This window comes from Thalassotalea sp. LPB0316 (assembly GCF_014898095.1).
GTDB lineage: Bacteria > Pseudomonadota > Gammaproteobacteria > Enterobacterales > Alteromonadaceae > Thalassotalea_G.
The window spans coordinates 311,233-325,703 of sequence record NZ_CP062946.1 but is presented as its reverse complement, the minus strand read 5'-3'; the positions used below and the strand labels follow the sequence as shown (position 1 = coordinate 325,703).

13 protein-coding genes are annotated in these 14,471 nt (G+C 42.0%); 8 read left to right on the top strand and 5 right to left on the bottom strand.

Annotated elements, in window-relative coordinates; translation table 11 throughout:
* Positions 1-19: 19 nt before the first annotated feature.
* Positions 20-2,101 carry an EAL domain-containing protein gene (locus LP316_RS01415; protein WP_193022331.1) on the top strand — a complete coding sequence of 694 codons (2,082 nt, stop codon included), beginning with the start codon at positions 20-22 and terminating at the stop codon, positions 2,099-2,101.
* Here LP316_RS01415 and rraA read toward each other — a convergent pair whose 3' ends face one another.
* Complete coding sequence (gene rraA / locus LP316_RS01410) at positions 2,102-2,587, bottom strand: ribonuclease E activity regulator RraA (RefSeq protein WP_193022330.1); 486 nt, start codon at positions 2,585-2,587, stop codon at positions 2,102-2,104. It lies immediately after the preceding gene.
* A 242-nt stretch (positions 2,588-2,829) separates the two neighbouring features.
* On the opposite strand from rraA, the gene LP316_RS01405 reads away from it, so the two are divergent.
* Both LP316_RS01405 and LP316_RS01400 read left to right on the top strand, forming a co-directional pair.
* Complete coding sequence (locus LP316_RS01405) at positions 2,830-4,833, top strand: putative bifunctional diguanylate cyclase/phosphodiesterase (RefSeq protein WP_193022329.1); 2,004 nt, start codon at positions 2,830-2,832, stop codon at positions 4,831-4,833.
* A 109-nt stretch (positions 4,834-4,942) separates the two neighbouring features.
* Positions 4,943-6,802, top strand: coding sequence for a methyl-accepting chemotaxis protein (locus LP316_RS01400; RefSeq protein ID WP_193022328.1), 1,860 nt, complete (start codon positions 4,943-4,945; stop codon positions 6,800-6,802).
* A 90-nt stretch (positions 6,803-6,892) separates the two neighbouring features.
* Here LP316_RS01400 and hslU read toward each other — a convergent pair whose 3' ends face one another.
* The 4 genes from hslU to priA form a co-directional block, all read right to left on the bottom strand.
* Positions 6,893-8,221 carry an HslU--HslV peptidase ATPase subunit gene (gene hslU, locus LP316_RS01395; RefSeq protein ID WP_193022327.1) on the bottom strand — a complete coding sequence of 443 codons (1,329 nt, stop codon included), beginning with the start codon at positions 8,219-8,221 and terminating at the stop codon, positions 6,893-6,895.
* 30 nt (positions 8,222-8,251) lie between these two features.
* Positions 8,252-8,770: an ATP-dependent protease subunit HslV gene (hslV, locus tag LP316_RS01390; protein WP_193022326.1), complete on the bottom strand. Its 519-nt coding sequence runs from the start codon at positions 8,768-8,770 to the stop codon at positions 8,252-8,254.
* A gap of 96 nt (positions 8,771-8,866) precedes the next feature.
* Positions 8,867-9,424 (bottom strand): SPOR domain-containing protein, encoded by a 558-nt coding sequence (locus LP316_RS01385; protein ID WP_193022325.1) that lies wholly within the window; start codon positions 9,422-9,424, stop codon positions 8,867-8,869.
* 94 nt (positions 9,425-9,518) lie between these two features.
* Positions 9,519-11,723: a primosomal protein N' gene (gene priA / locus LP316_RS01380; RefSeq protein ID WP_193022324.1), complete on the bottom strand. Its 2,205-nt coding sequence runs from the start codon at positions 11,721-11,723 to the stop codon at positions 9,519-9,521.
* A gap of 134 nt (positions 11,724-11,857) precedes the next feature.
* Between priA and LP316_RS01375 the strand changes: the two genes are divergently transcribed.
* The 5 genes from LP316_RS01375 (at position 11,858) to LP316_RS01355 (ending at position 14,466) form a co-directional block, all read left to right on the top strand.
* On the top strand, positions 11,858-12,013 hold the full coding sequence (locus LP316_RS01375) for a hypothetical protein (protein WP_193022323.1): 156 nt from the start codon (positions 11,858-11,860) through the stop codon (positions 12,011-12,013).
* Positions 12,010-12,222 (top strand): 50S ribosomal protein L31, encoded by a 213-nt coding sequence (gene rpmE, locus LP316_RS01370; RefSeq protein ID WP_193022322.1) that lies wholly within the window; start codon positions 12,010-12,012, stop codon positions 12,220-12,222. The genes LP316_RS01375 and rpmE overlap by 4 nt, the downstream gene beginning before the upstream one ends.
* Before the next feature lie 228 nt (positions 12,223-12,450).
* Positions 12,451-13,008: an RNA polymerase sigma factor gene (locus LP316_RS01365; protein WP_226960778.1), complete on the top strand. Its 558-nt coding sequence runs from the start codon at positions 12,451-12,453 to the stop codon at positions 13,006-13,008.
* Positions 13,001-13,510, top strand: coding sequence for a hypothetical protein (locus LP316_RS01360; protein ID WP_193022321.1), 510 nt, complete (start codon positions 13,001-13,003; stop codon positions 13,508-13,510). Before LP316_RS01365 ends, LP316_RS01360 begins: the two co-directional genes overlap by 8 nt.
* 11 nt (positions 13,511-13,521) lie before the next feature.
* Entirely contained in the window at positions 13,522-14,466 is a 945-nt protein-coding gene (locus LP316_RS01355) for a DUF4097 family beta strand repeat-containing protein (RefSeq protein WP_193022320.1), read from the top strand.
* Positions 14,467-14,471 lie beyond the last annotated feature (5 nt).

Here is a 14,471-nt window from a genome sequence, read left to right as displayed (position 1 = left end):
CAAGGATTAGTCGTACTGCATGTCATATATTCGAATTTTATTGCTACTCACCTTCACTGTTTCTTTTTCCGCTAGTGCTCAAACCGCTGGCTATACGCTGACTCAGCTGTCATATGGCTTTATTATTGGCCTCTCGTTACCTGTATTAGCGTTATCCATTGCTCGTTCCGTCGAAAAGCCTACGATTTTTGTTTTCCCGAGTTTGTTGTTTATTGCTTTGTTATTTTTCATTGGCTGTGTCGGTCAAAACATCCATCTGTCTTCCTTAAAAGATAATCATATTTGGCTCTGTTCAGCAGCAAATGCATACTTAGGACTGCTCTTATTAGTGCCTAACAAAGCGGATTGGTTTGAAGAATTAACCATGCCTAAGTTGCGCTGGCTAACCTTATTATTGTTGGCGTTTTTTGTGCTATTTGAACTTAGCTTGTTCGTTTTTCCTGAGTTAGATCACAAAGTGACGTGGTTGGTATGGTTTTTAATCGCCGGTATTTTGGCATACTGGCGAGGCTACTTGGTTATTAGAGAGCAACAAAGCAGCTTTTTCTGGTTATTAGTAGCATTTCTCGTAACCTTAATTAGCGGTGCCACTTTCTGGCTCTGGCTCAATGAGCTCGTTGATGAGCAACATATCTATCAAGTCATTGGTCTAGGTTACCTTATTGTTCTCTTACACTTTAGCTGGGCGCTAGTGAAGTACCAACCAAGTAGTGGTAAGCACTCTTCGCATACTTTGGATCATGAAGACTGGCAACTTTATGCTCGCGATGCCGTCACTAACTTTCCACTGCAAGGTCAAGCGATCAAAAAACTAGAATATTCACTGTTATCCGGCGACTACAATAGGGTTGCCGCCATAGCGTTTAAACCGGTTAACTTTGCTCAGGCTAATAAAATACTCGGCTATGAGAACTCAGACGCACTGTTATTACAACTTGCCTTTAGTATGCAAAAACAGTCACTGACGATTGATGGATTGATTAATCTATCTTTTGCTAATATCCCTTTTTATGTTGCTCGTTTACATAGTTTGCACTTTCTAATTGTCTTAGATCTGACAAACAACAAACACGAAGATCGCCAGGTTGTTGAACATGTTTGCCAGCAGCTTATTGGTGCATTACCGCAAGCTATGACGTTTAAGAGTTATACGATGAATTTCGAATTGGCTTTTGGCATTTCGATGCTCAGTAAAGGGGATAGCTCAGTCAAACAAGCGATAGCACTAGCAGAAGATGCCCTGCTTAAAGCTGAACAATTGCATCAGCCAATTTACTTTTTTGACCAATCACTAAGCCAAATATCTCAAGCCCAACTCGTCAGAATGGAACGATTAAAGTCTTCGATAGAAGTCGACGACTTTACCTATTTTATTCAGCCACAAATCAACTTAAAAACCAAGGACGTCATTGGTTATGAAGTGTTAATTCGTTGGTCTTACGACAAGGATCTAGTACTCGAGCAAAATGAAGTCCAGTCGTTAGCGGCGCAAAGCGGCGATGCTTTTACGGTTTTTCAATTATTGTTTAAGCGAGCACTTACTTGGCTTGCTGAGCTTGATGATAAAGGCCTCGCAAAGCCGGTGTCGATTAATCTCGAAAGCTTAGAACTACTTGATGAAGTCACGGTAGAGTACATAGAAGTTGAATTAAAGGCTGCACAATTGTCGCCGAGGAACTTGATGATTTCTATTTCTGAACATTTATTGCTTTCTGCTGGAGATAGAGTGAAGCTGGCTTTTGATCAACTGCGACAAGTCGGTGTTAGAATTTCAATTAACGAGTTCTCGGGGAGCTATGAGGCACTGAGATATGTTCGCCGTTTAGCGGTTGATCAAGTGAGAATTAGTTGTGCGACATTAACGTTTAAAGATGATAGAGAGCCTGAAAAAGCCATTGTGCAAGCGTTAATTCACCTTGCTAATGTGATCAATTTACCGCTAGTTGGTACTCATGTGAACAGTGCTGCGGTTGAATTGTTATTTAGGGAACTCGATGGTGAAAATGCACAAGGAGAAATTATTGCCCCTGCGGTGTTATCAACCGAGGCACCACAATGGTTAGCTAAGTGGATAGCTTACCAAGAGCAGCAGGCAGATTAATTATTCGATGTCGAGTGGATCTGGCGATAAAATGATGCCGGTATTATCAGCATAAACATGGTCATCCGGTAAGAACGTAACACCGCCGAAGTTAATGGCAACATCAGCTTCTCCTGTGTCGTCATCGTTTGCACCAACAGGAATAGACACTAACGCTTGGATGCCAATATCAAAATCTTCTAAAGCATCAACATCGCGAACACTACCGAAGCAGATGATCCCTTCCCACTGATTTTCTTGAGCAACAGCAACAATCGCGGCATCTAATAGTGCTCGACGCGTTGAGCCGCCGCCATCGATAACCAATACTTGCCCCGTGCCATCTTGAGATAATACTTCTTTGATCAGACCATTGTTTTCAAAACACTTGAGCGTCACGACTTTACCGCCAAACGAAAATCGGCCACCGTAGTTACTAAATATCGGATCAACAACATCAATTAAATCGGCATAAATGTCGCAAAGTTCAGAAGTATTATATTCCATAAAATATGCTCTTTGAGGCTAGAATAGTCGCTATCAGTATAACGAGTTAGTGGGCTTCTACAATAGTTATCTCGAGAGAATTTAACCTCATTGGTTATTGAGTGGTTGTGCGGTTAGGCTATTACGTGTGATTGGTTATCAAATAAGCTAATTGATAGCAATTGATTCCGCAGTTATACAATTTGTATTACAATAACAATAAGATATTCTAGTCTTGTATAACTACTATAAGAATCGATTTAATGGCAGAACAGTTTTTTACCAGCCCACTTTTGTATTTCGTCGAAACCATGGTGTTGATGATTTTGGCTTTTTTTCTGTTCATGTTTTATCGAGGCTTCGGTCGTACTTACGTTAAGTTATGGGTAATCGCTTTAGGGTGGTTGGTGGTAAACCGATTGGTCCTTCTGCTGATGATTTTCCTTGATATCACCAAGGCAACTGATCCAATACTAATCGGTTTAACTTTTCTAAATAAGCTGAGTTTTAACTTATCTACGCTTATGCTGTTTTGGGCAATATACAAAGCGGTGAGCGGTAGCGACATTATTCCCAGGCGCCTCTGGGGGACTATTTTCCTGGTAACTTTGTTTACTTTCTTTTCGGTGATCTTGTTTGCCTTTGATGATTACGCCACTTTTAATCGATTATATTTAAGAGAAAGCTTGAATGCATTTATCGTTGGCTGTGGCTTTTTAGCGTCGAGTTTCTGGTTGTTTAATCAACCCAAATCGTTTTTTGCTAGCCGAATATTTATGTGGCTATTTTTGGCACTTGGCTTCCGTTTTGTTTCTTACTCTTTGGCATCAGTAATGCTATTAGGCACTGATTATTTTGGCGATATTGTGCGTGCGATATTGGTTTTTGATAGTGGCGCTTATGCGGTACTTGGTTATGCAATGCTTATTTGGATGCAGGGCGCAGAGCGCAATATTGCGATAACAGCGATAAATCGTGCGCAATATTTAGGTAAGCACGACCAGTTAACCGGTGCATTAAACCGTGAGCAAGTACTTGAAAAACTGCCTTTTGCTATGGAAAAAAGTCAACAAAGTGGTGCTAGATTAGCTATTTACCTGATCGATATAAAAAGGTTTAAATTTATCAATGACACCTATGGCTTGAGCGCTGGTGATTATATTTTAGCTCAAGTAGCTATTCGTTTATCGCAAAGTGTTTTGTTGCCGGATGTCGTTGGCCGTCTAAGTGGCGACTCATTTGTTTTTGCGATTGAAATACACGAATTATCACAACTGTCAAAAGCGGCCGATCACATTCACGACATCATCTCAGCGCCATATGAGTATCAAGAGCATAACATTGAGCTCAAGGCGAGTGTTGGCTATAGCTTGTATCCTGATCACGGCGATGACGAAGAGGATTTGTTAAAAAAAGCCAATCTAGCACTATTCCACGCTGAAACTGAAAGTATTGCTAGCGTTCAATATATCGAGGGTATGCAAGCCAAAGGCAGAGAGTTGATGGCGATTGAAAAAGAGCTCAATCACGCTTTTGAAAACAATGAGTTTATTTTGTATTTTCAGCCTCAGTTGAATCTTTATTCAAATAAGCTTGAAGGGGTTGAGGCACTCGTGCGATGGCAACACCCTGAAAAAGGGCTATTAGCACCGGGACAATTCTTAGATAAAATTGAACAGTTGTCGATGAACCGCGAACTTGATCACTATGTGCTTGAGCTTTCCGCCCAAAAAATCCAGCACTGGTTAAAAGAGTTTAAACGCCGTGTAACGATTGCTGTGAACGTGACGTCGGTAGAATTCCAAGATCCGCAATTTGTTGGCTACATTCAATCATTGCTGTATCAATATCAAATTCCACCGAGCAGTATCGAGCTTGAAATTACCGAAAATGTTGTGATCAACGATATTGAGAGTGTGATGGATACCATCATAAAACTGCAAAATTTAGGTATTCGCGTGTCAATTGATGATTTTGGTACAGGCTATTCTTCACTAGCCTACTTGAGAAAACTGCCCATTGACAAAATAAAAATAGATCGCAGTTTCATTCAAGAAGTTGCCAACAATGATTCTGATGTGACAATTGTTAAGTCGATGATCAAACTTTCACATGGTTTGGGCAAGCGAGTACTTGCTGAAGGTGTTGAAGATGCTAACCAGCTTCAATTACTGAGAAAGCTCGGTTGTGATGCCGTTCAAGGCTACTACATTGCTAAGCCATTGCCAGAAGAAGAATTAACGAAATTTTTGAGCCGAAGGGACTGATTTAACCAACGAGCAAGTTGTTGATAAAATTATTTAACCTAGAAAAAGTGTGTTTTCTAAATAGTGTCTATACTGAGTAGAGAGCTAATCCATTTTCTGAGGTTTTTTAATGACCATAAAGCAAAAACTATTATTAAATATTGCCACTTTTATCTGTGCGTTAGTGATAATGTTAGGCATATTGTTTTACGCCTTATACAAAACGTCATTAGAGGTAAAAGTTACTCGCCAACTCGCTTTGGTTGAGAATGAGATGTCTCAGCTAGAGCTTCAGCAGAAAAACTTTTTGGCATTGAAAGATGAAGCCTATGCCGAACAGTTCTTACAAACGATTAAAAAAGTTAAGCAAACGCTTGCGGTATTGAAGGCCGATATTGCAAGCTTTGATGTTGAAACATCAGCCATTGGTGGTATCGAAGGTCAACTCAAAGATTACGAGCTACTTTTTAACAACGTTGTGACACAGCAAAAGTTGATTGGGCTAAATCCTAAAGATGGCCTGTACGGTAGCTTAAGAGCAAGTGTTCACTCGGTAGAAGAAATGCTCGGCTCGAGTGATTACGAGTTGCTAGCGGGCATGTTACAGCTGCGCAGAAACGAAAAAGACTTTATGCTGCGCCTCGACGATAAATATGTCACGCGTTTACAAAATAACACCCAGCTACTTTCTGATAAAATAAGAGCAAGTGATCAAAGTGCTACCGCAAAAGATGACTTAGTTAACTTACTCGCGGCCTATCAACGCGATTTCCTCAATTTGGTCGACGCTCAACGAGTCTTGGGTTACGCCTATGATCAGGGCATGTTAGGTGATATGAATAAGGTGGCAGACGATATTCAAAAGCGCTTAGCAGTAATATTGGTCGACACCAAGCAATATGTAGAGCAAAGTGTTCAGTCACTTAAACAGCTGGCGGTGTTTATTTTAGTGATCATTATCGGTGCAGCCGTTTTCTTGAGCTTGTACATCAGCCGCAGCATCATTAATAAAGTGAGTGAAATGCGCGATATTATGCAAAAAGTTTCATCAACTAATGACTTAACGCTCTCTGCTAACCTGCAAGGCAACGACGAAATTACTGAGATGTCGAAAGTCTTTAACGAGATGCTTGCCGCCTTCCGCCATTTGATTGTTGAATGTAATCAATCCGTTGAAACCGTCAACGTTGCTACCCAATCACTTGCAGAGAATATCAGTATTGCCAATGCCGGTGTTGACACGCAAATGCAACAAACAGATCTTGTGGCAACCGCTGTCACCGAAATGGTCGCCACAGTTGATGAAATTGCTAAAAACACAAACGAAGCAGCACACAAAGCCCAAGTTACTACAGAAAATGCTGAGCGAGGTAGAAATGGCGTTAGTAGTACCATTGAGCAAATATCTATGTTGTCAGCTGCGCTTGAAGAATCAGAGCAGATTGTTACCGAACTCGCTAAAGATAGCCATACCATAGGTTCTGTGCTGGATGTTATCCGTGGTATTGCAGAACAAACTAATTTGTTAGCGCTCAATGCGGCGATTGAGGCAGCAAGGGCAGGTGAACAGGGGCGTGGCTTTGCCGTTGTCGCTGACGAAGTAAGAACACTTGCCTCGAGAACCCAAGATTCTACCCAGGAAATTGAAGGTATTATTAGTTCATTGCAATCACGTACTAAAGAAATAGTCGAACATATGGGGACTTGCCGAAAACAAGGTGACGACAGTGCAGAACAAGCAAGTTCAGCAGGTAAAATGCTCGAAGAAATTACTAATGACGTGTCGCTGATTATGGACATGAGCACGGCAATTGCCACCGCGATTCAAGAGCAAAGCACGGTAGCGTCTGAAGTCAATGAGCACGTCGTGATGATCCGCGATGTAACTGAACAAGCTGCGCATTCAGCGAAACAAAATGAGCATATGAGCGAAGAGCTTTCGCAGCAAGCTAAAGTCTTGCACGCTGAGGTCAGTCGATTCCACGTGTAATTCACTTGGTATTATATGCTCAACTGGACGTATTGAAAAAGGCAAGAGCGTAAAATCTCTTGCCTTTTTTCTATAGCGTTAATGTTGTTTTTATAAGATAAAACGACTTAAATCTTCGTCTTGGACTACGTCATTGAGTGTTTGGTTGACGTAAGCTTGATCTATCTCTATTGATTGCCCCGACTTATCGTTAGCGTGGAAAGAAATATCTTCAACTAAACGCTCCATCATCGTATGTAAACGGCGAGCACCAATATTTTCAGTACTTTCGTTAACTTGCCATGCGGCATTAGCAATGGCTTTTACGCCACATTCGGTAAACGATAAGCTAACGCCTTCGGTGGCCATTAATGCTTCGTATTGCTGCGTTAAACTAGCATTGGGTTCAGTTAAAATCCGAACAAAGTCTTCAGCGCGTAAGGCTTCCAATTCAACTCGGATCGGCAGACGACCTTGCAATTCAGGAATTAAATCTGACGGTTTTGCCATTTGGAAAGCACCAGAGGCAATAAAGAGAATGTGGTCGGTTTTTACCATACCGTGCTTGGTACTAACCGTTGAGCCTTCAACGAGTGGTAGAAGATCGCGCTGCACACCTTCGCGTGATACATCAGGGCCAGAGCTTTCTCCGCGCTTACAAATTTTATCGATTTCATCGATAAACACTATGCCATTTTGCTCAACCGCTTCGATGGCTTTTTGCTTAACTTCATCTGGGTTAACCATCTTTGCTGCTTCTTCTTCTTGCAGCGCTTTGAAGGCATCTTTGATTTTTAGTTTGCGCTTTTGTGTTTTCTCACTCGATAAATTTTGGAACATGCTCTGTAATTGCGAGGTCATATCTTCCATACCTGGTGGCGCCATAATTTCAACGCCCATCGGTTGAGCGGATAGATCAAGCTCTATTTCTTTATCATCTAATTGGCCTTCGCGTAATTTTTTGCGGAATATTTGGCGCGTTGAGCTATTTTCTGGCTTTTCTTCGTTGCCAAAGCCATCGCGTGGTGGCGGAAGTAAAATATCTAAGATACGCTCTTCGGCAGCTTCTTGAGCGAGGTGTTTAACTCGTTCAACTTCTTGCTCTTTGGTCATTTTGATCGACATATCTGCAAGATCGCGAATAATCGTTTCTACTTCTTTACCAACATAGCCCACTTCAGTGAACTTAGTCGCTTCAACTTTGATAAATGGTGCGTTGGCTAATTTAGCTAATCGGCGAGCAATTTCTGTTTTACCGACACCGGTTGGGCCAATCATTAAGATATTTTTTGGGGTTACTTCGGTGCGCAACTCTTCGTTGAGTTGCATACGGCGCCAACGGTTACGCAGGGCAATAGCAACGGCGCGTTTTGCTGAGTCTTGACCAATAATGTGGCGATCAAGCTCACTGACAATTTCTCTTGGAGTCATGTTCGACATGGAGGATCCTTAATCTTTCAATGCGGTGATTTACAGCTCATCAATGGTGTGATGTTGATTAGTGAAAACACAAATATCACCGGCAATTTTTAGTGATTTTTCGACGATTTCTTTGGCGCTAAGCTCGGTATTTTCAAGTAAGGCAAGGGCAGAGGCTTGTGCGTAATTACCGCCACTACCAATAGCTATTAAGTCATGCTCTGGTTGAACCACGTCGCCATTACCAGTAATGATCAGCGATGTTTCTTCATCAGCAACAGCTAGTAAGGCTTCCAATTTACGCAATGCCCTGTCACTTCGCCAATCCTTAGCTAGCTCAACAGCGGCTTTGGTAAGGTGACCCTGGTGCATTTCAAGCTTGCTTTCAAAGCGCTCAAATAAGGTGAAGGCATCGGCAGTCCCACCGGCAAAGCCAGCTAGAACTTTATCGTGATATAAACGGCGTACTTTTTTTGCGTTGCCTTTCATTACGGTGTTACCTAATGAAACTTGGCCGTCACCACCAATGGCAACCTTACCGTTACGTCTTACTGAAACTATTGTAGTCACATTAAACCTCAAAGTTGTGGCCGAGCTTGTGTGCTCGGCAAGTGCTATGAGATTTAAATAAGGGGTAATTCTATTTTTTCAAGGGCAAGCGTTGGATTATCGCCACAACCAGATCTGGCAACGATTAACGTCATTGTTTTTTAGTAGGTGTTTGTCTTTTTCAGCCAAGCGTTTTCGTTCATATGGGCCGAGAATAACTTTATACCAAGTGCCGTTTGTTCCTGTTGTCTCTCGTACTTGAGAGGTGATACCCGCAAAGGCTATTTTAGCCTTTAAAACTTCGGCCTGTTCACGCGTTCTAAACGAGCCACATTGCATTTGATAAGGGCCTTTATTGGTCACTTCGTATTCGCCGACTTCTACTTCTTTGGTTTCGAGCTCTTTCATATAATCCCACTTCTCTTTCGGTGGCTCGGGTAGGGTGACTTCCTCTTTACTGGAGGTCGACTTGGTTGGTTCGATCGTGATCGGTGGCTGGGCTGGTGTTTGATTTAACTTCCACAAGCCATAACCAAAGGCCGCGCTAAAAAATACGGTAATAGCGAGGATCACTTTGGTTTTTAGCGGCATTGCTGATACTTGAGCAACGTCTTTTTTATAGGGTGATTTTTTTTTATTGTTAGGTTTGCGGGAAACGTAATCTTGGGGAGCCATCGAGAATACCTACATCAGAAAACAGTTATTTTAACCAAGTCGCGATAAAAAAAAAGCCTTTTCAGCGCGACAGGACAAAGATTGATATTGACCATTACCAAGTTAAATCTTGCGGGTCGATATCAATCGACCAACGCACTTTTTTGCTACTCGTTATCGTTGGAATATTAACAATGAGTTGTTGTAGCATTCGATGCAGCGCATTACGGGTTTTACTTTGGATCATTAAGTGAAAGCGAAATTTACCGGCGCGCTTTTCCATTGGTGCCGGCATTGGGCCAGCGAGCATACAATCAGCACTGGCAAAGGTGGATAGGTCTGATAGAAACTGTAACGGGTAACTCGGGTAGTTAGCTTCAGCCCGCACTAATGCCTGAAAGGTAAAAGGTGGCAATAGGGCTTGTTGACGTTCAACTAAAGCATATTTGGCAAAGTGATGGTAGCCGTTGTTCACTAAATCTTGTAATAGTGGGTGCTGTGGAAAGTTTGTCTGTACTAAAACCTTACCTGGTTTGCTAGCGCGACCTGCTCGACCAGCGACTTGAACCAGCAGTTGAGCTAAATACTCAGGTGCTCTGAAATCATGGGAAAACAAGGCGCCATCTGCGCCAATAATGGCAACTAGGGTTACGTTGGGAAAGTGGTGACCTTTAGCTAGCATTTGTGTGCCAACTAAAATATTGTGCTCGTTATTGTTAATTGCTTCGAGCATTTTTGTTAGTTCACCTTTTTTGCGAGTGCTATCACGGTCGATGCGAATAATACTCGCTTGATCAAAGAGCTGAGCTAAATTGTCCTCAACTTGCTCTGTTCCTAAACCTATCCCTTCAAGCCTAACACTGCCACATGGATGACATTGATGCGGTGTTGAATGTTGATTACCGCAGTGGTGACAAACTAGTTGTTGGTCGTTTTTATGCAGGGTGAACGGCTTTAAACAGCGCTCGCACGTTGCCACCCAATGACACTCTTTACATGTTAGCGCTTGGGCAAACCCGCGCCGATTGATAAACACCAATACCTGTTCACCTCGAGCAATAGTGGCTTTTATTTCATGTACCAAGGTACCAGATAAACCTTTATCAACTTGCTGCTGTGCGATATCAATAAGCTCAATTTTAGCTAATTGGCTATTACCAGCGCGTTTGGTCAATTGGTGGTGATGATATTTCCCCGTCAGTGCATTTTGCAGGGTTTCCAAACTCGGTGTTGCGGTGCCCAGTACTATTGGAATGTTGAGCTGTTTTGCCCGCAAAATAGCAATGTCTCGCCCGTGATATCTAAAACTGTCTTGCTGTTTAAGTGAACTGTCATGCTCTTCATCAATAATAATCAAGCCAAGTTGCTTTAATGGCGTAAATATGGCACTACGAGTACCAATAACAATAGCCGCACTGCCGTTTTGTGCCGCTAGCCAAGTAGAAAGCTTTTCGGTGTTATTTAGCGCACTGTGGTGCAAGTATATCGGCACATTAAAACGCTGTTCAAATCGCGATAACGTTTGCGGTGTAAGGCCAATTTCAGGGACCAGTACTAACACTTGTTGATGCTTTTTGAGAACTTGCTCAATTATTTGCAAATAAACTTCGGTTTTACCACTGCCTGTGATGCCTTCAATTAAGTGGCAAGCGAACCCCTGTTGCTGATTTATAGCAGAGACTACCACGGCTTGTTGGTCGTTTAAGGCGAGTTTACTCTCTGGGTTAAGTTTATCGTCAGACCAAGCAAAGCGCTCATCAGAGCGTGGTTTAGCGTAGATAAGTTGCTTGGTAAGTAAGCCATTTAGCTGCGCTTTACTAAAACCTAACGTACGAAGCTCAGGCCAACTAATGCCGTGACTTTTACTTATTATTTGATACAGCGAGGCTTGCTTGGGCGACTTCTTTTCCATCTTTACCTGCGTTTCTTCTGATGGCTTATCCGCCTCAGGTAGATACGCTAATTCCGGCGTGATGGTTGATTGATTAATATCACGCAGCGCTAATGGCAATGCTTGTTGCATGACTTCACCAATCGGATGGTGGTAGTAATTAGCCGCGGTATTGAGAAGCTTGAGTAAAGAAGCATCAAAGCGGTATTTGTCGTCTAAGCGCGATAAAATAGGTTTTAATTTGTCTGTTTCAATACTTGCTTGTTCGACTAAGGCAAGCACAATCCCGACAACTTTTCGCGATCCAAACGGCACGATAACGCGTTCACCAAGGCAAACATCGTGTTGATGCATGGCATCAGGCACTATATACGTGAACAATTGCCTCAAAGGGACTGGAATTGCTACTTGTATATATAAATCGGCCACGTTGGAACTCTTGTTTTTTCTTCATATTGTGACGTTTATCAATCAAGCTGCCAAGTAATTTTACCATCGAACATGGAATTTGAGCGGCTACTTGTTTGATTTGTCTTTTTACTCAATAAATCAAGTTTGAATCGATGAATATTGATTGCAGAAAAAATATTCAAATTAATGCGTTTAAATGTTGTATCGAAGGCGTCGATCAAGTATTATTCGCCACCATTAATTTTAACTCGTATGGTGCTTGGCAAAGACCAAGTGGCGATACGGCCTTAACAGAGGTTATCCCATGAAAGAAGGTATTCACCCAAATTACGTTGAGATCAAGGCAACTTGTTCTTGTGGTAATGTTATCAACACACGTTCAACTGTAGCAAAAGACTTACACTTAGACGTATGTTCAGAATGTCACCCATTCTACACTGGTAAGCAGAAAGCTGCTGAAACTGGTGGTCGTGTTGACAAATTCAACAAGCGTTTCGGTATGCTTGGCAAAAAATAAGCCATTGAGCTTATTTGTAAAAAGCGCCTATGTGGCGCTTTTTTTGTTCATGGATGAACATTATTAATGAATTGCCACGGATGGTGTAATTCATATTTTGTACACGCTCGTTTAGGGTCAGAGTCAATTGACTCTGACCCCAAGTATTAAAAAATTTTCTCCTCGTTTAAACCCTTTTCAGACATACTGCATCTAACCTAATAACAAAACTTTTGTGAGAATGGATAAGTGCAGAATAACCCCGTTATTCAGGCTGAAGATAAATTTGGCCATGATGAATCGATATGGATAGCAAAAGCACAGCAAGGCGACCAGCAGGCGTTTCATCAGCTTTATTTGCTACATCATAAAAAAGTGTTTGCGCTGTGTTTGCGAATGCTTGCCGATGTATCGAGTGCTGAAGATGTTTGCCAAGATGTATTCGTACAAGTGTGGCAAAAAATTACTAATTTTCGCGGTGAAAGCAAGTTCTCAACTTGGTTACACAGCGTTGCAACTCATATTGTGCTTAGCCATATCCGCAAGCATAAAACTTGGCTGCAAAAGGTCTTTAGTGTTGAAGATCAAGGTATACAAGAAGATAGTATCGACATGCCGGAAATTAGCACCTTAGATAAGCATATTATGCAATTACCTGAGCGTGCTCGGATGGTCTTTATCTTGTTCGCTGTAGAAGGTTATCGCCATGAAGAGATAGCCAGTATGTTAAAGATGGCTGTGGGTTCAAGCAAAGCTCAATTCCATCGTGCGAGAAAATTATTACAGGAGAGCTTGGCTAATGAATAAGTCGTCAAAATTATCCCGAGCAACATTGGAGCAGTCTGTTGAGGTACTTGAACAGGAGATAGCACCAACACGTGACTTGTGGCCGGGGATTGAAAAAGCAATTTCACAACAACCTCAGCAAGTCGAGCAGCACAGTCGTCATAGTTGGCGTGTCAACTTGGCACTAGCGGCTTCTGTTTGTGCTTTAGTGATCACCTTGGTAAATGTTAAGGGCTTACCTGAGCAAACCACGAATCCCAATTTAGTGGCAACCATCAATCAAGCCTTTGAGAGCGAGCGTCAAGCAATGTTAGTCAGCTACGGTGCGGCGCAAACTCAACGACAAATTCCTGCGGATTTACAAATGCAGCTAGATGAGTTGGTCAAGGCGCGAGCCAGTATTATTAACGCATTGGAAAAAGATCCGACAAATGCCGATTTAATCCATTTATTAAAATTTACTCAGCAGCAAGAGCTTGCTTTGCTTGAGCACATATATCGCCCGCAGTGGCAAACTATTTAAGGATAAAGCAGATGAATATTCTAAAACATTGTCTTGTACTTTTAGCTTCAACAAGTTTCTTGGTTTTTGCTGGTGAGAACATTGATCAGTCACTGCCGGCAGATGGCGTAAAAAGTGTTGAAATTGAAAACCTGCGCGGCAAGGTAAAAATTATTGGTCAAAATACAAAAGCCATTCGCGTGGTTGGTCAGCTTGATGAAGAAGCTGAGGGTTTTACCTTTAAACAATCTGGCAGCATTGTTTTGATCAAAGTTGAAATGCCTCGTCACTTAGAAAGCAGTTGGTCGAGAAAAGAAACTAATCTAGAAATTAGCTTACCAAGTGCACTTAATGTTAGTTTTTCAGGTGTGTCTACCGATGTGGTTATTAAAGACATCGACGCAGATGTCAATGCCAATAGCGTTAGCGGTAACGTTAATTTGGAAAATATCAGCCAACGTGTTGAAGTGACTTCAGTTAGCGGTGATATTTCTGCAAAACAACTCGGTAAATCGAGCCACCTCTCGAATGTCAGTGGCAATATTGTGACCTCAGGCGCTAGTGGCAATTTATATGCTAAAGCGGTAAGCGGTGATTTAAACATAACATCAACTGCTAGCCATGTTGAGGTCAAGAATGTCTCCGGTGAAATTGAGCTAGTACTTGCCAGTGTTGAAGAGTTAAGTATGTCTACCGTGAGTGGTGATGTTGATGCCGATTTGACTTTACTAGATAACGGCAAAGTAAAGCTTTCGAGTGTTAGCGGCGATTTTACCTTAAATTTTCTCAATGATGTCGATGCTATATTTCGTCTACGAGCTAGTGCTGGCGGCGATTTAATTAATCGGCTAACCAATGACAAAGCGATTGAAGATAAATACGGCCCGAGCTCGCGCTTAGCATTTGAAACTGGTAACGCCAGTGCTCGAGTAAATGGTAGTACGGTAAGTGGTAATGTGGTGTTGAAACGAAAATAAATATC